We start from the raw sequence: 21,446 nt of genomic DNA, 5'->3' as shown, positions 1-21,446 counted from the left end.
AACATCCGCTCGCTCTGATCCACAACTTCGCGAACGGCGGCCCGACTGGTTCAGCGGGCCGCCGTTCGGCGTTCCCCCGCCTCCAAGGTCTTCGGCCGGAAGTACCACTCGCAGGTCCATGCGAGCACGTCATACGACACGCCGCACAACTCCGCCACCGCGGACAAACCCATGTTCGTGGCCTCCGCGATGATCACATACAGCAGGTTGCGCTCGAGCTCCGCCGGCCGACTCACCTTCCCGCCGGCGTGCAACAGCCACTCGGTGCCCGGCCCGCCGACGAACCCGACGGCGGCGAGCACCGCAGGAGCGAACGGGCGCAGGCACGACATCGACGCATCCAGCATGCTCAGCTGACCGTGGTCGCAGGGCAGCCGCTCACGCCGCGCACATCCGCTCCATCCCGATGCTGGTGCGCAGCATGCTGCCCATCTGCTCGTCACCGATCCCGGGATCGAGCACGATGGTCAGGATCTCGTCCAGCGGCGCCTGCCGATTCTCCCCGCCCTTCGCCCGCTCGGCCAGGACCTCGGCGACCTTCCGCTTCACATCGGGAGGCATCGTTCTGAGCGTTACTGATAGTCCCACTTGGGCGTGGATTTCGGTCCCAGGTCCCGTCTGCCCATTTCTTTGGGCGCGTCTTCGAGACCCGCCCATTGTTTTCGGCTTCGTCTTTGACTGCCCGATCTTCCGTCGCAGATGCGGCGAGGCGGCACCCGTGTGGGACGGTCGCCGCACCGCCGACTTAAGTTCGACCTCGACAGGAGCGTCGAAGGGCAGCACAGCGACCCCCTACGGCGCTGCGTGCGCGCTGTCCTCGCGGCCCAAATGCTAGGTCCAGCAAGTCGCTCGCGCCGTCGGCAACTCCCGGTTGCGCGGTGAAGGAGGGGTCGCTCGCGACGTAGACGGTCACCTTCACGACCGAAGCGACGCGGCCAAGGCCGCCAGCTACGGCAGCGATCGCGGCGAGTGCGTTGACAGTGGCCTGTCGGCTGCACTCCCTGCCGTGCTTCAGGGTAACTTCCCGGCCGAGCTTGCCCCGGTGCAGCAGCTGACCGGCACGGAGCGGGAGTTGGCCCGAGGTGTACACCAAACGGCCATTGCGGGTGGCGGGCACGTAGTTGGCGAGAGGCTCGGGAGAGACCGGAAGTTAGATGCCCGCTGCAGCAAGTCGGGACACCGGATCGATCTGCGTATCCACGCTCAGCCCTTCTCGAAGACCAGCGTTCCGCCGATCCAGGTCTGCATGACGGTCAGGGCGGCCAGATCCGTCGGCTCGGTCTCCAACGGGTCCGCAGACAGGATGACGAAGTCGGCGAACTTGCCGACCTCGAGCGAGCCGACCCGATCTTCCCAGCCGATCGAGAACGCCGACCACTCGGTATACATCCGCAGCGTCTCTTCGATCGTGACCGCCTCCGGGGCCTCTAGCACGTCGCCGTCGTTGGTACGGCGGGTGACCGCGGCCTGCATCGCCGGGAATGGGTCGTGCTGGTCCTCGGTGATGCCGATCGCGTCGGAGTTGCCCGGGATCGGCAAGCCGTGGTCGATCAGCGTACGGAACGGCATCACGGCCCCGATCCGGTCGCTGCCCAGGTGCGCGACGTATCCGGCCGCAGTGGTCAGGATGAAGGCCGGCTGCGGAACGGGGACGACTCCGGAAGCTACCAGCCGCTTGATCCGTTCGTCGGTCATGAACATGTTGCCCGCGTGTTCGATGCGGTGCCGGGCGATGCCGTGCCGCTCGGCCGGCAGTGCCAACGCGCCGTCGAGAGCCTGGTCCAGGGCACGGTCGCCGATCGCGTGCATGGCGATCTGCAGGCCCGCATCATCGGCGGTGGCGACCAGGGCGGCGACCTCCTCGTCGGTGAACGCGAGTTCGCCCCGGTAGCCGGGCTGGCCGGGGTAGTCGCCGTGGAGGGCGGCCGCCCCTGCGGTGAGCCCGCCGTCGAGGAAGACCTTGAAACCGGCCATCGCGAGATGGTCCGGGTCGAGGGCGTCGATCCGGCCCCTGGTACGGCCGGCGCGAACGTCCTCGGCCGACACCACAGCCTCCAGCTTCGGGTACAGCGCGGCGCGCAGGACCAGGTCACCGTCGGCAGCGAGCGAGGCGATCGCTTCCAGCCCTGCGCGGTGCAGGGGGATGTCGCCGACGGTGGTCACGCCGACAGCCAGATAGCGGTCCTGCACTCGTTTGATCGCCGCCGCGAGATCCTGGACCGGCGGCTGCGGGCCGCCGAGAGGCTCGAACATGTCGTAGGTGCGGCCGGTGGCGACGCCGGTGGTCGGGTCGCGCTCGATCCGGCCGCCGGGCGCGTTCGGGGTGTCGTCGTCGACACCCAGCAGCCGCAGGCCCAGCGAGTTGAAGACGTTGAGGTGGTAGCTCGACCTGTACATCACCGGGTGGGTCGTGCTGACCCGGTCCAGGTCGTGCCGATCGGGATAGCGCCCCTCGGCGAGCTTGAGATCCTGGTAGTGCTCCCCCTGACCGAGGATCCACTCGCCGGCGGTCGTGGAGTCAGCGCACTCGGCGAGCACCGAGACGATCTCTTCGATGCTCGATACCCGCGACGAGCGGCAGTCGATGGCGAGCTCCCAGGAGTAGGCGAGCAGCTCCAGGTGGGAGTGGCAGTCGATCAGCCCGGGGATCACCACCGCACCGGCCAGGTCGACGACCCGCGCTTCCCCGGCCCCCGCGAGAATCTCCTCTGTCGTCCCGGTCGCCGTGATCCGGCCGTTCTCGGTGCGAAACGCCTCGGCGACGGTTCCGGCCCGGTCCATCGTGCGGACTTGGCCACCGACGAAGCACACGGTCTGTGTTGGCACTGCTCTACCTCTTTCTGGGCATGTTTGTGAAGCCGCCGTCGCGGGTGGGGCCGACGGTGGCGGGTCAGGGAGTGCTTCAGCGGACGGCAGGCATCTGTACGGTCTTGGTCTCCAGGTACTCCTCGACGCCGAGCCGTCCCCGCTCCCGTCCGAGGCCACTGCTGCGCATGCCACCAAAGGGCAGGGCCGGCTCGCTGACCAGCGGAGTGTTGACGCCGACCGAGCCCGCTTTGAGCTTGCGGGCAACCGCGGTCGCGGCGGCTTGGTCACCGCCGAAGACGTACGCGGCGAGGCCGTACTCGGTCGCATTGGCCAACCGGACGGCTTCGTCGATGTCGGCGCAGCGGACGACGCTGAGCACCGGGCCGAAGAACTCCTCGTCGAGTACGGCGGGCTGGCTCTGTCCCTCGGCGGTGAGCAGTGTCGGCGCCAGGAACGCGCTCGCCTCGTTCTCGGCAGTCCTGACGGCGCCCGCGACGACGGTCGCGCCGCCCGCCACGGCCTCGGCCACCTGCGCCTCGATCCGTCCCACGGCCGCGTGGTCGATGAGCGGGCCCATCGTGGTCGCCGGGTCGCGCGGGTCGCCGACGACGATCTGGTCGACCGCCGCGGTGAGTTCGACGACCAGGTCGCCGGCCTTCGACTCGACGACGTACACCCGGTTGGCGGCCATGCACGCCTGCCCGGAGTTGAGGAACCGCGCCCGGACCAGGTCCCGCGCGGTCTGGACGACGTCGGCGTCGGGTAGCACCACCGCGGCCGCGTTGCCACCGAGTTCGAGGAGGACCCGCTTGATCGAGGATGCCGCCTTGCGCATGACGAGTTCGCCCACCTTCCGCGACCCGGTGAGGCTGATGCACGCGACCTCGGGAGCGTCCAGCAGGGAGTCACTGACCCGCTGCGGATCGCCGGCCACGACGACGTTCAGGACACCGGCGGGCAGACCCGCCTCCTCGAAGCAGCGTGCGATGGCCAGCGCGGTGAGCGGCGTCTGCGGGGCCGGTTTCAGCACTACCGTGCAGCCGGCCGCGAGCGCGGCGCCGACCTTGCAGGCCACCATGAATGCCGGGAAGTTCCACGGCGTGATCGCCAGGACCACCCCGATCGGTTCGTGCAGCACGAGGGCGTCGCGTCCGGGCGCCACGTCGGTCCAGGCCTCGCCGGGGAGACGAAGCGTCTCGTGACTGAACCATTCGAAGAAGCGGACCGTGTTGCGCGCCTCGCCGATCGCCTCCGCCAGCGGCTTGCCGGTTTCCGCGCTGATGAGTTCGCCGACCGCCTCGACCCGCTGCCCGAGCAGGTCGGTCGCTCGGCGCAGGACCTCGAAGCGCTGCCAGCCGGTCGCCGACGACCACCCGTCGAGGGCGGCCGCCGCCGAAGCGACGGCTGCGGCGGCCTGGTCGGCGTCGGCGTCGCCGACCGCGCAGATCGTGGCCCCGGTGGCCGGGTCGTGGACCTCGAACGTGTCCGGGGAGGTCACCCAGGTGCCGTCGATCCATGACCCCGGGCTGTCGCCCACGAGCCGTGCGACCAGGTCGGCCGGCCGGCTGCTCATTGCGCGTCCTCGGCGGTGCGGGCGGTGTACTCGGCCTCGCCGACCTCTCCGGTCCACTCGACTTCGCCGAAGTGGAGCACCAACTGGATCAGTTGGGCGGACGCGGTGGCGCCGTGCCAGTGCTCGACGCCGGGCTCGGTCCAGACGACGTCGCCCGGACGCATCACCACCACCTCGCCGCCGCGCTCCTGGATCCAGCCCTCGCCGGAGACGGTGTAGAGCATCTGGCCGCCCGGGTGCCGGTGCCAGTGCGTGCGCGATCCGGGTGCGAAGAACATGTTGAGGGCGCGGGTTCCGCCGTCGGCCAGGACGATGTCCGACCAGACCTGTCCGGTCGTGGTGGCCGACCGCATGGCCGACACCCGGTCCGCAGGGATACCTCGTCCGATGATCATCGTGGTCCTCTGGTTGGTGGGGTCAGGTCAGTCGGTGGTACGGCGGAGGTCGGCGAGTACGCGGTTGCTCGCGTTGTAGCCGGTGACGCCGCTCATGAAGTTGCCCGGCCAGTTGCCGACTCCGGTCAGGTAGAGCCCTTCGACCGGGGTCCGGTAGTCGGCGCAACCCGGGATCGGGCGCGAGTCGAAAATGTGTCCGGGGACGATGTCGCCGTGGGCACCGTTGCCTTCGACGAGGGCGAATTCCCGCTCGAGGTCCAGCGGCGAGTAGACGTGTACGCCGGCCAGGACCTCGGACAGGTTCGGGATGTGCTGCTCCAACGTGCTGACGACGGCCTTGCCCAGGTCGTCGCGCTGCTCGTCCCAGGTGCCCTCGGCCAGGTGGTACGGAACTCCTCGGACGCTGATGCTCACGAAGTGGCATCCCGGTGGGGTCAGCGAGGGGTCGTGCGCCGAGTCGATCATCGCGGTGACGGTGGGTCGCTTGCTCCAGCGCCCGAGTACCGCCTCGTTGTAGGCGTTCTGCAGCACGTCGATGCTGGCCGCGATCCGGAAGTTGGTGCCGAGGAAGAGACGGTTCTCCTCCTCGTTCCGAGCGGCGGCGAACCGTGGGGTGCCGTCGAGCGCGAGGTGAACCTTGGCGGAGGTGCCTTTCATGCTGACGGCCTTGGCGACGTCGTACAGGTCCTGCCCGATGTCCTCGGGGCCGACCAGTTTGGTCAGGGTCAACTTCGGGTTCGCGTTGGAGACGACCCGGGGGGCGCGGAACTCACGTCCGTCGGTGAGGACGACACCGACGACACGCTGATCCTTGCAGAGGATGCGCTCGACCTGCGCGCCGGTGAGGATCGTGGCTCCGTGGGCGCGGGCGGACTCCGCCATCGCGCCGGTCACGGCACCGATACCTCCTAGCGGCGCGGCGTTTCGCATCATCAGTTCGTTGTCGTCGTTGCTGCCGACGCCGCGGAGCGACTCCTCCCACAGCGGCCGCTGAAGCAGCAGGTAGCCGCTGCCCGGCGTACGCGGGCCGACGAAGTTGGTGGCGACCGCGGTGCCGGCGAAGAACGCCTGCAGTTGCGGCGACGAGAGCCGCTCCTCGAGGATGTCCGCGACCGGACCGAACATGATCGAATCGAAGTCATGACGCTGGCGCGGGGTGGTGAACCGCGCGGCCACCTCGGCGAACGACGGCGGCGGGTCGTAGAAGGAGACCTTCATCTGCCGGGCCACCGAGGCGTACAGCTCGATGACCGAGGCGTAGCCTTCGAGGTCGGCGTCCCCGTGCGCGAACTGCTCCATGACGGCCCGGCGCTTGGCCCGGTCCGGCCATGCCGGCAGGGCCCTGCCGTCCTCGAAGAGGGTCAGGGATCCGAGCGGCGGGTGGGCGAAGCGGAGTCCGTGCTTGCTCAGCTCGAGTTCCTGGGTGATGCGCGGATCGAGGCTGTGGCTGGCGTTGGCCACACTGCTCCCGCGGTATCCCGGGAAGATCTCTTCGGTGACGCAGGTGCCACCCACGATGTCGCGGCGTTCCAGGGCAAGCACCCTCAGCCCCGCACGAGCCAGGTATCCGGTGGCCACCAGGCCGCTGTGCCCGGTCCCGACGACAATCACGTCGTACGAGTGCTCCATCCGCTTCCTCTCGTTCCGTCGCGTTGCCAGGTCAGCCCAGTGGACTGATACGTCGAGCCGAGATGCGCCATCCCGCGTCGGTACGGGTCACGGTGTCGCGATAGATCGCGGCGGTGACTTCCCCTCCCGCCCGCAGGGCGAGCGCCTTGCTGTTGCACTCTGCGGTGTCGTCGTCGACGCCACCCACCACCACGTTGGTGATGTGGTGACTGACCGCGGGCGTCGCGATCGCTCTGAAGGCCGCGATCACATCATCGAGCCCGCGGGCCGTGAGACGACCCGGGTTGTCGAAGAAGACCTCGGGCGCGAACACCTCGCCGAGCCGGTCGTACTCGCGGGCGTCGAGGAGGTAGGCGACCCGGTTGAGGACTTCTTCGATCGCTCGGGCATCGGCCGGGGGCACGGGTTGGTTGGTCACTGGACTCCTTCGAGATTCCGCACAGTGGAAGTCTGACTTCCGCAGCATAGGATGCCCCTGAATTCGAAGCCGGTCAAGCGCCCCCCGGCATCCGCGACAGCGGTCGGAAGCAGACCCCGAAGGAGACCTCGAATGACGATGCGCCAGCAGACCTGTGTCGACCGGACCTGGGTCGACGAGGCGATCCGCCGCGTCGAGGCCGATGCCACCCGCAGTTCCGACACCCACCTGCTGACCTTCGACCTGCCCGGTCGGCACGGCATCGACCTCTACCTGAAGGACGAGTCCTCGCACCCCACCGGGAGCCTCAAGCACCGGCTCGCCCGCTCGCTTTTCCTCTACGCGCTCTGCAACGGCTGGATCGGCCCGACCACGACGGTGGTCGAGGCATCCAGCGGCTCGACCGCGGTCTCCGAAGCCTACTTCGCCCGCCTGCTGAACCTGCCGTTCATCGCGGTCGTCCCGGCCTCGACCAGCCCGGTCAAGATCGAGCTCATCGAGTGGTACGGCGGGCGCTGCCAGATGGTGGATCATCCGGGGCAGGTGTACGACGAGGCGCGGCGTCTCGCTGCCGAACTCGACGGCCACTACCTCGACCAGTTCACCTACGCCGAGCGGGCCACCGACTGGCGCGGCAACAACAACATCGCCGAGTCGATCTTCGAACAGATGTCCGGCGAGGCGCAACCGGTGCCGGCCTGGATCGTCGCCAGCGCCGGGACCGGCGGAACGGCGGCGACCATCGGGCGCTACCTGCGCTACCGGCGGCACATCACCCGGCTGCTGGTCTCGGATCCCGAGAACTCGGTCTTCCTCGACGCATGGCGCCTCGGCGATCGCGGGTTGCAGTCGGCCAAGGGCTCCCGGATCGAAGGGATCGGCCGCCCGCAGGTCGAGCCGTCCTTCGTGCCCGAGGTGATCGACGAGATGGTCCGCGTGCCGGACGCGGCTTCGGTCGCGACGATGCTGTGGACCTCGCGCCGCCTGGGTCGTCGGGTCGGACCCTCGACCGGGACGAGCATGTGGGCGACCCTCCACCTCATCGCCAGACTGGAGCGCAACGGCGAGCGAGGCAGCGTGGTGAGCCTGATCTGCGACGGCGGCGAACGGTACGCCTCGACGTACTACGACGCGTCCTGGCGCATAGACCAGGGCATCGACGTGACGCCGTACGTCGCCGTACTGGACGAGTACGAGCGCTCGGGGTCGCTGCCGGCGTGATCCCAGAAAGCTCGGCCACAGCTCTTGACAGCCCACACCCAGGCCACCAGCATTCCTGCAATGGAAGTCATACTTCCATTCTGCGGAAGTTCACCTTCAACCTGGTCCGTTCACCCACCGGCCGCCCAGACTAAGAAGGAAACCGTCATGCGAACATATCTCGGTGTGACCAGGGGCTGGCGTCGCGCCGGTGCCGTGCTGGCCGCAGTCGTCGTCGCCCTGGGTGGCCTCACGGCCTGCTCGGGAGGCGGCGACGAGAAGGGATCGATCACGTACGCCGGCTTCGGCGGCACCTACGAGGAGGCCGTCAAAGCGGCACTCTTCGACCCGTACTCAAAGGACGCTGACATCAAGGTCCTCTTCGACAGCAGCGGCTCCGACGTTGCCAAGCTGGTCCAGATGTCCAAGTCCGGCTCCATGACCCTGGATTTGATCGACGCCGAGGACTCCTCGCTCGCCCAGTTCATGGCCGCCGACATACTGCAGCCGATCGACTCCAAGAGCCTCGACGGCTTCGCCGACCCGAGCGCGGTCACCGAACACTCGGTGCCGTGGTACACGTTCTCGCGCAACCTGTACTGGAACAAGGACGACGTACCCGGCGGCGTCAAGTCCTGGGCCGACCTGTTCGACACCCAGCGCGTCCCGGGCAAGCGCGGCATGGTGGGGCTGCCCTGGGGGATCCTCGAAGGCGCCCTGATCGCCGACGGCGTCCCGGTCGACCGCCTCTACCCGCTCGACCTGAACCGCGCCTTCGCCAAACTCGACACCATCCGCAACGACACCATCTTCTTCCCGTCCAACGGTGACCTGCAGAACGCCATCTCCCAGGGCGAGATCGCGCTGGGCTACGGGAACCTCGCGCGGATCAAGAGCATCGCCCAGAGCGGTGCGGTGCCGCTGGAGTACACCTGGGAGGGGGCCGTCCTCTCCGTCCAGCAGCTCGTCATCCCCAAGGGAGCACCGAACGAGTCGGCCGCCTTCGACGCGATCAAGTACTCGCTGCGCCCCGAGGCCCAGAAGGCGATCATGGACAAGCTGGGCTACACGCCGTCGCAGCAGTCGGTGCTCGACGGCCTCGACGCCGACACCCGCGCCGACCTTCCCGGCACCCCGGAGACCGTCAGCGGCGAGACCTTCCGCATCGACGTGGAGTGGTGGTCCGCCAACGGCGCGGACGTGCTCAAGCGCTGGCAGGACTGGCTCAACGCGTGACCACCACGCCGACAGACGCGGACCTTGCGACGCCGGCCTCCCGTAGAACGGTAGGCCGGCGCCGCCGGCGGGGCTGGGACCTGAGCGGGGTTCCGGCGGCCCTGGTCGTGACCCTGGTCTTCGTGCTCCCCGTTGCGATCCTCTCCCTGCGTAGCGTGACGGAACCTACGCTCGGCCTGGAGAACTTCACCCGGCTGCTCGGGCACTCCGGTTACGTCGACAACATCTTCCGGACGATCCTGATCTCCGCGACCTCGACGTTCCTGGCGCTGGTCCTCGGCTATCCGATCGCCTATCAGATGGTGCACGGCGGTAAGTGGCTGCGCACCTTCCTGACGGTGGCGATCATGGCGCCGTACCTGACCTCGATCCTGCTGCGGTCGTTCTCCTGGCTGGTGATCCTCGGGCGCCAGGGCCCGGTCAACAAGCTGCTCGGGCAGTTGGGGCTGGAGCCCGTCGCGATGGTGTTCACGCCGATCGCGGTCGTCGTCAGCCTCTCCCACTACCTGCTGCCACTGATGATCCTGCCGCTGGCCGCCACGATGCGCTCGCTCCGGGACTCGCGGATGCGCGCCGCGACCAGCCTGGGCGCCGGGCCGGCCCAGGCCTTCGTCCGGATCTACCTGCCGTTGACCAAGCCCGGCATCCAGGCGGGGTCGGTACTGTGCTTCGTGTACGGCATCGGCGCGTTCGTGATCCCCGCGCTCCTCGGCGGTTCCGAGGGCAGCATGCTCGGCTCGCTGATCCACAGCGCGATCAAGCAGAGCGGCGATTACGGCCTTGCCTCGGCCGCTGCGCTCGTGCTCGGCGCCCTGGTCCTGGTCATCGTCGTCGTCTTCCAACGGCTGACCGGCATGTCGACGACCGAACTCGCCGGGCGTTCCGGCGCTGCGGCCACCCGCACCGCCCCCGTCAAGCGCGGCGGACGCGTCCTCAAGCTCGCGGGGCGCGCGGCCGGCGGGCTCGACCGCCTCGGCGTCACCCGCAGCCGACGACTCCCGAAGGTCCTGGCCACCGTTCTCGGCGTCCTCGTGCTGGCGCCGCAGTTCATCGTCATTCCGATCTCGTTCGCCGCCACCAAGGCGCTGGTCTTCCCGCCGGTCGGCTACTCGACCCAGTGGTACTCGGAATTCTTCACCGCAAGCTGGCTCGATCCGCTCGCGGTCAGCGTCCGGATCGCGCTCTTCGTGACCGTCATCGCTGGCGTGCTGGGGACACTTGCCGCGATGGGCGTCGTACGGGGAACGGTCCGTGGCTGGGGAACGCTGACCTCGACCCTGATGATGCTGCCGCTGCTGTTCCCGACGGTGGTCGCCGCTGCCGGCTTCTACGTGGAATTCGAGCGGATCGGACTCGTCGACACCGAACTGGGGATCGTCCTGGCGCACGTGACGCTGGCTCTGCCGTTCGTGTTCAGCGTGGTCAGCGCGGGGCTCCGTTCGCTCGATCCGATCTACGAGCGAGCCGCCTCCAGCCTGGGTGCGAGCCGGACGGTCCAGCTTCGCCGGATCGTGCTACCGCTGATCGCCCCGTCCATCGCGATCGCCGGCCTCTTCGCGTTCCTGACCTCGTTCGACGAGTCGACGGTCGCGATCTTCCTCTCCGGCGTGCACGTCAAGACGCTACCCAAGCGGATCTTCGAAGCGCTCTCACTCGAGACCAACCCGACCGTGGCGGTGATCTCCGTCTTCGTCATGGCCTGCGCCGCTGTCATCTGGCTCGGCTATGTGCTGTTCCGTCGCCTCACCAAGACATCGAGGAGCAAGTCATGACCGTCAGCCATGGCGCGATCCACTTCGACAACGTCCGTAAGGAGTACGGCGACCACGTCGCCGTCGACGACCTCACCCTCACGATCGAGCCGGGCGAGTTCTTCACCGTGCTCGGTCCGTCGGGTTCGGGCAAGACCACCACCCTGATGATGCTCGCCGGTTTCACCGATCCGACCTCAGGGACCATCAGCGTCGACGGCACCGACATCTCGCGCGTGCCGAGCGACAAGCGCAACATCGGTGTCGTCTTCCAGGACTACGCGCTCTTCCCGCACATGTCGGTCCGCGACAACCTCGCGTTCCCACTGGAGATGCGCAAGGAGCCGCGCGACGTCATCGCCGAGCGGGTGCAACGGGCGCTCGAACTCGTCGACCTGGCCGCTGCGGCCGACCGGCTGCCCGACCAGCTCTCCGGGGGCCAGAAACAGCGGATCGCGGTGGCCCGGGCAGTCGTGTTCGACCCGGCATTCCTGCTCATGGACGAGCCGCTGGGCGCCCTCGACCGCAAGCTGCGACAGCGTCTCCAGATCGAGCTCCGACAACTCCAGCAGGAGTTGAAGGTGACGATGGTCTACGTCACCCACGACCAGGAGGAGGCGATGTCGATGTCTGACCGCGTCGCCCTGATGAACCACGGCCGGATCGAGCAGATGGGGACGCCCCGGGAGCTTTACGAGCACCCCCGGTCCGCCTTCGTCGCGGACTTCCTCGGCACCAACAACATGCTCACGGTCCGTCCCGAGGCGCCGGGACGGCTGAGCGTCGAGAACGGCGGGTTGCTGTCGATCGACGACGGCAGGGACGTGCCCGCCGACGCGTCTGTGGTCGCGGTGCGTCCGGAGCGGATCGCGCTGACGGACATCGCGGCTACCCCACCCCCTGGGTTCAGCCACTGCACCGGGAAGGTCACGCACCGTCTGTACCTCGGCTCGCACACGATGTACACCGTCCACTCCGAGACACTCGGCCCGGTGCGGGTGCAGCTGCAGCACGATGACGGCGAGCACCCCTACCGCACCGGCGAGACGGTAGGCATGATCTGGCGGACACGCGATGTGAACCTCTTCGGCCCGACGGCCGAACGATGAAGGAGGACCAGGTGACCGAACTGGACGACGAGCCCACCGAACAACGCGGCGTCAGGTCGGTGATCCGTGCGCTCAACCTACTCTCCGCAGCCGCTCGCGGGAGCCGGACACTCACCGAGCTCGCCGGCGCGGCCGGTGTCAGCCTGAGCACCGCATCGCGGCTATTGGCAACCCTGAGGATGGCTGACTTCCTGGAACAGGACAAGGACGGTCAGTTCGTCCCCGGCCCCGAGCTGACCGCGCTCCTATACGCCAGCGACCAGTGGTCGGGCATCCGCAAGCTCGCAGGAGAAGCCGTCTCCAACCTTCGAGACGAACTCGACGAGACCGTGGCATTCTTCGTCCGCTCCGGGCATGACCGTGTCTGCATCGAGTCCGCGGAGTCCGGCAGACTCGTGCGGAGGGTCTGCCACCCCGGTGAGCGCGGGCCGGTGTACCTGGGCGCCGCAGGCAAAGCCCTCATCGCCTTCAGCAACGCCGAGCATGGCTACCTCGGTTTGCCGCCGGGCACCGACGAGTTCAAGACAGAGTCCGGGGCCGTGCGCACCTTGGCCGATCTGCGGGCCGAATGCGCCGTCATCCGAGCGCGTGGCATGGCCTACAGCGGTCGCGAGTCGACCGAGGAATCGTGGGCGGTCGCAGCGCCTGTCTCGCGGGGCGACCTCCTTCTCGGCGTCCTAGCCGTGGTCGTCCCGATGACCCGGTCGGACGAGCTGTACATCGCCAAGGTCCAGGCGGCTCTGCGGCAAGCCGCGGCGGCCGCCAGCCGCTGACCGCCGCACGGATCGAGCCACCAGATCCGGTGCAACCGTTTCCGCCCGACAACACCGAGGAGCTCGGTCACTCATGCCCGGACGCACTCTGCCTGGACCCGGTCGGCGCGGCCTCTTCATCGGCGGTGGTTGGCGTGCGGCGGAGCAGGGAGCCACCTTCACGGTGCTCGACCCGGCCGACGGGTCCGTCCTCGCCTCGGTGGCGGACGGCTCGGTCAAGGATGCAATCGAGGCACTCGATGCCGCCGCCGCTGCCCAGAAAGACTGGGGGGCGAGTGCGCCACGTGACCGCGGGGAGATCCTGCGCAAGGCGTTCGACCTCATCCGGGGCAGGACGGACGAGCTGGCCGAGCTGATGAGCCTGGAGATGGGCAAGACCATCACCGAGGCCAGAGGCGAGATCGCCTACGGCAACGAGTTCCTCCGGTGGTTCTCCGAAGAGGCGGTCCGCATCCACGGCCGGTGGATGCACGCTCCCGATGGAGCCAGTCGCCTGCTCACCATCCGCAAACCGATCGGCCCCTGCCTCTTGATCACGCCGTGGAACTTCCCACTGGCGATGGGAACGCGCAAGATCGCTCCGGCGATCGCCGCCGGCTGCGCGATGGTGGTCAAGCCGTCCGAGCTCACGCCCCTCACGATGCTGGCGTTGGCGGACATCCTCAACGAGGCCGGGCTGCCACCAGGTGTCCTGAACGTGGTGCCGACCGCTCGTGCCGCAGCGATGAGCGAGGCGCTGATGCCGGACCCACGACTGCGCAAGGTGTCCTTCACCGGATCCACTGCGGTCGGACGGCAACTCGTACGCCAGTCGGCCGACCAGTTGCAGCGCTTGAGCATGGAACTCGGCGGCAACGCTCCATTCCTCGTCTTTGAGGACGCCGACGTCGATGCCGCCGTGGACGGCGCGATGCTCGCCAAGATGCGCAACATGGGCGAGGCATGCACGGCAGCGAACCGCTTTCTGGTCCACTCGGACGTAGCTCAGGAGTTCGCCGAGAAACTGGCCAATCGGATGGGCCGGCTGGTCGTCGGTCGCGGCCAAGACCCCGGTGTCGATGTCGGTCCGCTGATCGACGAGCGCGCCGTCGACGCCGTCCACCGGCTCGTAACCGAAGCCGTCCGCGACGGGGCCCAACTCGTGGTCGGTGGTACCGCTCCTGACCGGCCGGGCTACTTCTACCACCCCACCGTGCTGCTCGACGTTCACCACGACTCGGAGATCAACGGCCAAGAGATCTTCGGGCCCGTCGCACCCATCAGCATCTTCACCACAGAGGAAGAGGCGGTACGCCGCGCCAACACAACCGAGTACGGCCTCGCCGCATATGTCTTCACCCGCGACCTCGCCCGCACCGTGCGGCTCGCGGAATCGCTCGAGTACGGCATGGTCGGCGTCAACACCGGACTGATTTCGAACCCGGCCGCACCGTTCGGTGGCATGAAGGCCTCGGGATTCGGCCGAGAGGGCGGCTTCGAAGGAATCGAGGAGTACCTCGAGACCACCTACGTGGCGCTGCCAGCCACGTTGCGACAAGCTGGTTGATTGGCACCGTTGCCTTATCGGATCCGTGGCGTGTTTATCCCCGTGTAGGGTCTGCGGTCAGATCGCTTCGGCGAGTTCGGTGAACGCCACGGCGACCCACCTTGCGGGCGGGCCGTCGAGTCCGAGTTCGTAGGCCTGGAGCAGGAAGCGGAACAGGTCAAGGCCCTGCGTATCGCGGTCGAGCGGGGCCACTCGGGCAATGCGACGGTCCTGGACGCCTGGCCGTTGCGGGGCTACGCGACCTCCGCCGGCCGGGCGTGGGTGACCGACTTCGCCCACGAGCTGCGCTACCGCTCCGGATCCTGCGTGGTCACCGACCGCGCCACCGGCCGCAGCACCGTCAACTGGGCGGCGTGAGTTCCTTCGTCAGCTACACGATCCTCTACAGCCCGTACTCCGGCAATTTCACGAACATCCACTTCCAATTGTGGCCGGGAGCGGCCACCTGGTACGCAGCCTGCGCCTGGCCCCGTTCGCAACGAGTGCCGCCGCCGTCACCGCGTACCTGGTGGCCCGCCTCGGCGACACGCACGACGCCATCGGCGACCTGCGCGTCCTGGGTCTGCTGCTGGCCCTGGGCAGCAGCTACGCGCTCGACGACAGCGCCGCGATCACGCTGCAGGCCAGCCCGTACGGCCTGGCGCGCCGGCTGTGGCTGCGGATCGCTTGTGCCGTGGCCTTCGTCGTGCCGGTGTGGGCGGCGCCCACCTGCGCTGGTCAGGTATCGCGGTCGCCGCGACTTGCGCGCTCGTGGCCGCGATGCGCGACCCGGCCGCGCGCTGGGCGACCCGGGGGTTGACCCCAATAGCGATCGACGTTACAACCGCGCGTCTAGGCAGGATCTGACCATGAAAAGCCGACCCGGCCTGCTGGTCGATTGCTGTCCTACCAGGAGCTTCCCGTCACGCCCATCGCGGCCCGCGCACCCACCGTGAGCTGCACCATCACGATGGAAAGGCTCCATGACCACTTCTCAAACACGCTCTGGTCTTGTTCTTCAACCTCGGCTGCTGGTGGTCGAGGTGATCCTGTGTGGACTGTGGCGTGTCGGTGCTCGACATGGAGACGGCCACCGTCTGATAAGCGGAGGAGGTCGAGGTTCGCTCAGCCGTACATCTGCCTTTGGGTCGCTTTCAGCTTGCAGACGTTGCCTTCGACCTCGGCACATACGTTCCTGATCCGCAGGGCCGCAAGATGAGGCAGCAGCCTTTCCAGGCCGAGATCATCACACCGCGAACATGATCATCCACATCGGACCAGATCCGAGGGCCGGGGCCGGTCCGATCACGAACCTCGCGCCAGAGCCCTCGGACCACTCAATCCCGGCCCGCCACAACTTCACGGCCACCCGCCGTAGCCGATTCTGTGACTGAGGGCGATAGGTGGCCAAGCCAGGTGCGCGTTGGCCCGTAGCGACTGGCCTACCTGGCGGGGAGTTGTCGGTGCATGGCGAGATCCTCAACGCGGTGCAGCGTTTCCGCGTTGCGTAGGCGCAGCACCGGCGACAGGGCGGCCTTCGGTAAGAAGCGGGCCATCCCCGCGACCGCCATCCAGCCCAGCCGTATCCGGGTCGTGGTGTTCGAGATCGGCTCTAATGTCAGGCGGACGCGAGCGACGCCGAGCGGTCCGGCGTACGTGTCGAGTTCGAGCAGCCGATCGGGTTCCATCTTGCGTACCACTGTCCGGTCCTCGATATGCAGCGGCCATGGGCCGACCCTGTGGTGGACTCGTGTACCGACTGCGGGCCAGCCGTCGTCGACAGCCCGGATGTGGGCGGCGCCGACGACCCAGCTGGCATAGCTCCACCCATTCGCCAACACAGCGAAGATTCGCTCCGCTGCGGTAGGGACAGTTCGGCAGACCTGGATCATCGCGACTCCTCGCCCTGATCGGCCCGAGCAGCCTCAGGGCGCCTGTGGTCGACTGTCTTCATCGGTCCCTCTGTCCTCGATCGAGTGGAGCTCGCTGGAAACGAGAGGCAGTGAGCCCTGGGATCGGGCGTGGGGTGAAGCCCGTCCATCGTGGCCACTGGATCCCTACAACCACTGATCGTTGATTGGAGTAACAGCCAGGCCAGCCACGGCTAGAATGTCCGATCATCGGCACGGCCGGAACCCGGGTTCGCGATGATCCTCCTACCGAGAGTCGCACGGTTGGCGGCATCTGCGAAGGTCTAGTCCGGAGCTGGGAGATTTGCACACTATCGTACCCATCAATGCGCGCCTACTTCATGGAGTTATGCCGGCTTATGTGGTTGCGCCAGCTCGGGCTAGGTTCACTCCGCTCGCGATGATCCCAATATGGCTGAATGCCTGCGGGAAGTTCCCGATGAAGGTACCTGTTGCGGGGTCAATCTGTTCGGACAGCAGGCCGAGCGGGCTCGTCCTCGCGCACAACGATTGGTAAAGGTCGTGGGCCTGTTCAAGGCGTCCCTGGTGGACGAGATTGTCGACCAGCCAGAAGCTGCACAGCAGGAAGGCACCTTCGTGGCCTTCGATGCCGTCCGGCGTCTCGTCGTGCAGGTAGCGGTAGAGCAGCCCGTCTCCGGCGGACAGGCGTGTGGCGATAGCGGTGGTGGTGGCGATCATCCGTGGATGGGTGGGGGGTATCACCTGCCGCAGGGGTAGGGCCAGCAGGCTCGCGTCGAGTGTTCCGCCGCCGTCGAGATGAGCGCTGAGCGTCTGTGCCTTCTCGTCCCAGGACCGTTCGAGGATGCGTCGGGTCAGCTTGGCGGCCGCCGCGCGCCACTGTTCTGTTGGTCCGGGCAGGTCGAGTTGTTCGCCGAGCGCCGCCGCCCGCTCCAGTGCCACCTGACACATGCCGGCCGAGTAGGTCAGCACCCGGCCGTCGTTTCGCGTCTCCCAGATTCCTTGGTCCGGTTCCCGCCACGCCTGCTCGGCGGCATTGGCAAGCCCGCGGAGTTGGGCCCACAGGGCCGGCTGAAGCTCTCCTCCGGCGCGTACCCATTGGTCGGCACAGTCGAGCACCTCTCCATAGACGTCGTGCTGGCGTTGGTCGGCTGCGCCGTTGCCCCAGTGGACCGGAGTCGAACCGCGGTAGCCTTTCAGCCCGGGGTCTTCGATCTCCTCGGGTACGGGGCGACCGTCGAGGGTGTACATGATTCGTGGTTGCCGATCCTGTTCGAAGGCGTCGAGTACCCATCCGAGGAAGGCGTCCGCTTCCTGCTCGAATCCGATACGACGCATGGCGAACACGGTGAAGGCGGCGTCGCGGATCCATGCATATCGGTAGTCCCAGTTACGGACGCCGCCGAGCGGTGCGGGTAGTGAGGATGTGGGTGCCGCGACCATCGCACCGTTGGCCCAGTCGTCACAGAGCTTGAGAGTGATCGCCGAGCGACGGATCAGCGGCTCTTCGGGGCCGCCGTAGGCGAAGTGGGCCATCCAGCGTCGCCACGCGTCTACCGTCGCCGCCAGCATCTCTTCGGCGTCGAAGCGGTGGTGGCGGTGGATTCGGCCCCAGGAGAGAACCAGGTCCACGTGTTCGCCTTCATGCAGATCGAAGGTGACCGGCAGGCTGGTCAACGGTCGATTAGCACGCAGGTGTAGTCGCAGGTCGGGTTGCCGGGAGGGGCGGATTTCGAGGCCGTCGAGTGCGGCACGGATGTGGCCGCTGTCGCGGGGCCGCAGGTCGACTTCCAGTCGGATGGTGCCGTCGAGGACGCGCGCCGAGCGGACGAGTTCTCCGCGGCCGGCGGGCGCGTCGTCGGTGAGATCGCTGCCGGAACGCACGACGATGGCGTCGGTGATCTGGAGCAGACCGGTGACGGTACGCAGTTCGGTGACGAGTACGGCAGTGTCTGGAACGTAGTACTGTCGTGCCTCCCGAAGGTCTTCTGCGGTGACCGTGAAGTGTCCGCCTCGCTGGTCGTCGAGCAGGCCACCGAACACCGCGTCGGCGTCGAAGCGAGGCAGACACAGCCAGGGAATCGAGCCATCGACTCCGACGAGCGCCACGGTCGAGCCGTCCCCGATCAGGCCCAGGTCCTCCAAGCGAAGGTATCCGTCAGGCCGGTGGACGGGGCGCAAGGAAGGGTTCAGGTCAAGCACGACGCGCGCACTCCTTCAGTCGAGGCTGACGGCCAGCTCTACCGCAGGGCACTTGAAACCCGTTGGATATGCGATCGCATCGCGGGCCGACGACTCGGCAACTGTCAACGTTTACCGTCTCCATTTGTGGCGTCTCAGAGCGAGGTGTTCAGCGGGCGAGAACCTGGCCCCCGAACAGGGCCAGCGTCTCGCCGGTGATGTAGCTACTGTCCGCGTTGCTCGCGAAGAACAGAAAGGCGGGGGCAATTTCCTCCGGCTGAGCGGGCCGACCCAGCGGTACGCCGTCGGTCTGGTCACCGTACCCGGCCAACTGCTCCGAAGTGCGGCTAGAGGCATTCAATGGCGTCCACACCGGTCCAGGTGCCACGCAGTTCACCCGGATACCCCGCGCGATCAGTTCCGTCGCCAGCGACTTGGTAAGAGTGTGTATCGCGCCGTTGGTCTCGGCGTACCCGATAAGCGCTGGGTTTCCCTCGAAACCGGCGACCGAGCCGCAGTTTATGATGCACCCGCCCGTCGGTAGATGTGGTAGCGCCGCGCGGGCCATGTAGAAGTAGCCCGACACATTGGTGTGAAACATCTCGTCAAGATCATCGTCGGAAACGTCAGCCAACGACGAGTACTGGAACATGACAGCGGCGTTGTTCACCAAGATGTCCAACCGACCGAACTCCGTGACCGTGCGCTCCACCGCCGCATCGCAGAACGAGGAGTCCTTCACATCCCCGGTCAGCACCAAGCACCGCCGTCCTTCACGCCGCACCAACTCGCGAACGTGGTCAGCGTCCTCTTGCTCGGCGGGCAGGCACACGATCGCCACATCCGCGCCCTCCCTGGCGAACAAGACAGCAACGGCGGCGCCGATACCGCTATCCCCACCGGTGATCAGCGCGATGCAATCAGCGAGCTTTCCGGACCCGCGTAGCATGGGCGCCTGATTGCGCGGGCGAGGATCCATCCTCGCGTCCAGTCCCGGCCTCGACTGCGACTGCCCGCAAAATGGTGGCGCAGGCTGCTCGACAACACCGCTCATCACAACCCCCCGTCGGTTCCGCCGTGGATCCCCCTTGCCGCACCGGGCAAACCTCCCCGACGCTCCTGCTGCAGCCGGGATATCGGTGGGGATGTTCCCCGGATTCGGCGGAGTCGGGTTGGTTGCCTCGTCAGGCTGCTCGCTCGTTGAGGAGAGACGTGCCGAGGAGATGCCCGCCCGAGTTTCGTCGTAAGGTCCTCGATCTGCCCAAGACTGGCCGATCGGTCGCTGAACTGGTCCGGATCTGGAGATCAGACGTGTACAACTGGCGTCGCCACGAGCTGATCGACACCAGATGCCCGGTATCACCTCCGCCGACCAAACGGTCGCCGCCTGGCGTATCGCCGAACCAGAGACCAGCTGGCCGTGCATCGACGCGCGGCCGATCTGCTCAGCAAGGTGGTGCCCGCTGAGGGTGTTACCGCTTCCGGGAAGTCCGGCCGGTCAGCTGCTCCGAGAACTGCTGCAGCTTTTGCCGTACACCAGTCTGGGTCGATCGGCGCTGTCCTCCTTTTCGTTGGGCTGAACCGTTGAACATCGCCTTGACTCGTTGAGTGACTGATCTCGAATTCACGGGGCAACTCCTTCCGCAGTAACGTGCGCGCCCGGATAGCGTACCGAGATCGCGCCGATCGGTTCTGCCTCCAGTCTTACCCATGTCCTGGCGCCAGGGACGAGGAAACGCTACCCCACATCCCAAACCTGTTCCGGACGTCAGAGCGCGGCTGCGGATTTGCCGAACCGCTGTTTTGTCAGCCGTCGCCTACCGAAAACCCGTCACTCCACAGAAAACCGGCGGATAGCGGAACAGTCGAGGATAGCCCAATAGGAACCGGCAGATGTCCCCGGTCTAGCACCGAGATGCCGCATCGTTCGGAGGCAGTCTGGCGAGTGACCCCGACACGTTGGGGTATCCGAGGCTGACGCACGAAGGAGGATTCACGATGCGGATGACTCAGGACCAGCTCAGCATGCTGCAAGGACAGCCCGTGCAGGACCGGTCTGGAAAGAAGCTGGGGCGTGTGGGCCAGATCTGGATGGATCGAGCCGGGGAGCCGAACTGGGTAAGCGTGAAGACCGGGTTCTTCGGTAATCGTGAGTCGATGGTTCCGCTGGAGCCTGCACGCATGGAGCAGGATCATCTGGTTGTGCCCTACGAGAAGGACATGATCAAGAAGGCCCCGCATGTCGAGGCGGCTGCCAACGAGCCGCTCAGCGATCCCGAGGTCGACGACCTGTACGCGTACTACAATCTCCAGCAGGCCCCGCCGGCGAAGGGCGCCTCCGCGGCTGGCCCAGAGCGGGGACGTCAGGAACAACTGACGCGGTCAGAGGAACGCCTGCGGGTGGGCAAGAGTCGCGAGCCCGCCGGTGCGGCGCGGCTGCGGAAGTACGTCGTTACCGAGAACGTGCATACGACGGTCCCCGTTTCGCACGACGAGGTACGACTGGCCCATGAGCCGTTCGCTGACAACTCCGGGGGCGAGCGCCCGGATATCGGCGATGCGACGCGTGAAATTGACCTCTACGCGGAGAAGCCGGTCATCGGTAAGGAGACTGTCCCCGTCGAACGGGTACGCATGACCGAGGAAGACGTTACCGAGGACCGGTCGATCGACGAGCCTGTACGTCGGGAAAAGATCGAGGCAGACTTCCCAGATCGTAGCGGCCGGAGCGGTTGACCTTCGACCTTTGGGCGGGATCCTCTCTCCAAAGCCGTGAAGCCGTCCGTCCTGTGATCATGGAACTCTCCGTGATTCACAGGACGGACGCATCAACGTTCTACAGGACTGACGGTGCTGCTGGGCTCGTCGCTCCAGGGATTGACGTAGCAATACCCCGTTGTTCGGTATTGGTATTACCGTCGGGATTAATGTCCTTGCTCCAGTCGCTGGGGCCTTCGCG

General features: G+C 67.1%; 18 protein-coding genes and 2 pseudogenes. 9 read left to right on the top strand and 11 right to left on the bottom strand.

The genetic code is table 11. The annotated features are described in order from the left end of the window. Positions 1 to 80 precede the first annotated feature (80 nt). From AB0M79_RS34850 to AB0M79_RS34820, 7 genes and pseudogenes are all read right to left on the bottom strand, one after another. A pseudogene (locus AB0M79_RS34850) lies at positions 81 to 546 on the bottom strand (Tn3 family transposase); the annotation flags it as partial. A 201-nt stretch (positions 547 to 747) separates the two neighbouring features. Continuing rightward, positions 748 to 1,189 (bottom strand): annotated as a pseudogene (locus tag AB0M79_RS34845) (RidA family protein); the annotation flags it as partial. A 14-nt stretch (positions 1,190 to 1,203) separates the two neighbouring features. Then, positions 1,204 to 2,826, bottom strand: a complete 1,623-nt coding sequence (locus tag AB0M79_RS34840) for an amidohydrolase family protein (RefSeq protein ID WP_364222609.1) — start codon at positions 2,824 to 2,826, stop codon at positions 1,204 to 1,206. Positions 2,827 to 2,902: 76 nt separating this feature from the next. Then, positions 2,903 to 4,381: an aldehyde dehydrogenase family protein gene (locus AB0M79_RS34835; RefSeq protein WP_364222606.1), complete on the bottom strand. Its 1,479-nt coding sequence runs from the start codon at positions 4,379 to 4,381 to the stop codon at positions 2,903 to 2,905. Beyond that, complete coding sequence (locus AB0M79_RS34830; protein ID WP_364222603.1) at positions 4,378 to 4,734, bottom strand: cupin domain-containing protein; 357 nt, start codon at positions 4,732 to 4,734, stop codon at positions 4,378 to 4,380. Before AB0M79_RS34830 ends, AB0M79_RS34835 begins: the two co-directional genes overlap by 4 nt. Before the next feature lie 69 nt (positions 4,735 to 4,803). After that, positions 4,804 to 6,405: an NAD(P)/FAD-dependent oxidoreductase gene (locus AB0M79_RS34825; protein ID WP_364222600.1), complete on the bottom strand. Its 1,602-nt coding sequence runs from the start codon at positions 6,403 to 6,405 to the stop codon at positions 4,804 to 4,806. Positions 6,406 to 6,436: 31 nt separating this feature from the next. Beyond that, positions 6,437 to 6,823: a nuclear transport factor 2 family protein gene (locus AB0M79_RS34820; RefSeq protein ID WP_357543964.1), complete on the bottom strand. Its 387-nt coding sequence runs from the start codon at positions 6,821 to 6,823 to the stop codon at positions 6,437 to 6,439. A gap of 132 nt (positions 6,824 to 6,955) precedes the next feature. Here AB0M79_RS34820 and AB0M79_RS34815 point away from each other — a divergent pair, with 132 nt between their 5' ends. The 6 genes from AB0M79_RS34815 to AB0M79_RS34790 all read left to right on the top strand — a co-directional run bounded on the left by AB0M79_RS34815 (position 6,956) and on the right by AB0M79_RS34790 (position 14,438). Next, entirely contained in the window at positions 6,956 to 8,044 is a 1,089-nt protein-coding gene (locus tag AB0M79_RS34815; protein WP_364222596.1) for a PLP-dependent cysteine synthase family protein, read from the top strand. A 147-nt stretch (positions 8,045 to 8,191) separates the two neighbouring features. Then, the gene (locus AB0M79_RS34810) at positions 8,192 to 9,259 is read left to right on the top strand and encodes an extracellular solute-binding protein (protein ID WP_364222593.1); all 1,068 of its coding nucleotides are present in this window, start codon (positions 8,192 to 8,194) and stop codon (positions 9,257 to 9,259) included. A 155-nt stretch (positions 9,260 to 9,414) separates the two neighbouring features. Beyond that, entirely contained in the window at positions 9,415 to 11,031 is a 1,617-nt protein-coding gene (locus tag AB0M79_RS34805) for an ABC transporter permease subunit (RefSeq protein WP_357543967.1), read from the top strand. Beyond that, complete coding sequence (locus AB0M79_RS34800) at positions 11,028 to 12,119, top strand: ABC transporter ATP-binding protein (RefSeq protein ID WP_364222589.1); 1,092 nt, start codon at positions 11,028 to 11,030, stop codon at positions 12,117 to 12,119. The genes AB0M79_RS34805 and AB0M79_RS34800 overlap by 4 nt, the downstream gene beginning before the upstream one ends. Positions 12,120 to 12,130: 11 nt before the next feature. After that, complete coding sequence (locus AB0M79_RS34795) at positions 12,131 to 12,892, top strand: IclR family transcriptional regulator C-terminal domain-containing protein (protein ID WP_364222586.1); 762 nt, start codon at positions 12,131 to 12,133, stop codon at positions 12,890 to 12,892. A 73-nt stretch (positions 12,893 to 12,965) separates the two neighbouring features. Then, a complete protein-coding gene (locus AB0M79_RS34790) occupies positions 12,966 to 14,438 on the top strand; it encodes an NAD-dependent succinate-semialdehyde dehydrogenase (protein WP_364222583.1) in 1,473 nt (490 codons plus the stop codon). 57 nt (positions 14,439 to 14,495) lie between these two features. On the opposite strand, the gene AB0M79_RS34785 is transcribed toward AB0M79_RS34790, so the two are convergent. Next, positions 14,496 to 14,630 carry a hypothetical protein gene (locus AB0M79_RS34785; protein ID WP_364222580.1) on the bottom strand — a complete coding sequence of 45 codons (135 nt, stop codon included), beginning with the start codon at positions 14,628 to 14,630 and terminating at the stop codon, positions 14,496 to 14,498. A gap of 33 nt (positions 14,631 to 14,663) precedes the next feature. On the opposite strand from AB0M79_RS34785, the gene AB0M79_RS34780 reads away from it, so the two are divergent. Continuing rightward, the gene (locus AB0M79_RS34780) at positions 14,664 to 14,795 is read left to right on the top strand and encodes a hypothetical protein (protein WP_364222577.1); all 132 of its coding nucleotides are present in this window, start codon (positions 14,664 to 14,666) and stop codon (positions 14,793 to 14,795) included. Between the two features lie 70 nt (positions 14,796 to 14,865). Then, a complete protein-coding gene (locus AB0M79_RS34775; protein WP_364222574.1) occupies positions 14,866 to 15,237 on the top strand; it encodes a hypothetical protein in 372 nt (123 codons plus the stop codon). Positions 15,238 to 15,859: 622 nt separating this feature from the next. Here the strand turns inward: AB0M79_RS34775 and AB0M79_RS34770 are convergent. From AB0M79_RS34770 to AB0M79_RS34760, 3 genes are all read right to left on the bottom strand, one after another. Continuing rightward, positions 15,860 to 16,309, bottom strand: coding sequence for an SRPBCC family protein (locus AB0M79_RS34770; RefSeq protein WP_364222571.1), 450 nt, complete (start codon positions 16,307 to 16,309; stop codon positions 15,860 to 15,862). A gap of 375 nt (positions 16,310 to 16,684) precedes the next feature. Next, positions 16,685 to 18,508 (bottom strand): glycoside hydrolase family 15 protein, encoded by a 1,824-nt coding sequence (locus tag AB0M79_RS34765; RefSeq protein WP_364222568.1) that lies wholly within the window; start codon positions 18,506 to 18,508, stop codon positions 16,685 to 16,687. Between the two features lie 148 nt (positions 18,509 to 18,656). After that, positions 18,657 to 19,541 carry an SDR family oxidoreductase gene (locus AB0M79_RS34760; RefSeq protein WP_364222565.1) on the bottom strand — a complete coding sequence of 295 codons (885 nt, stop codon included), beginning with the start codon at positions 19,539 to 19,541 and terminating at the stop codon, positions 18,657 to 18,659. Positions 19,542 to 20,485: 944 nt separating this feature from the next. On the opposite strand from AB0M79_RS34760, the gene AB0M79_RS34755 reads away from it, so the two are divergent. After that, positions 20,486 to 21,223, top strand: a complete 738-nt coding sequence (locus AB0M79_RS34755) for a PRC and DUF2382 domain-containing protein (protein ID WP_364222562.1) — start codon at positions 20,486 to 20,488, stop codon at positions 21,221 to 21,223. Positions 21,224 to 21,446: the final 223 nt, after the last annotated feature.

Origin of the sequence: Polymorphospora sp. NPDC051019, assembly GCF_040683055.1 — a bacterium.
In the GTDB taxonomy this organism is placed as follows: domain Bacteria; phylum Actinomycetota; class Actinomycetes; order Mycobacteriales; family Micromonosporaceae; genus Polymorphospora; species Polymorphospora lycopeni.
This window is presented reverse-complemented; position numbering and strand designations above follow the sequence as displayed.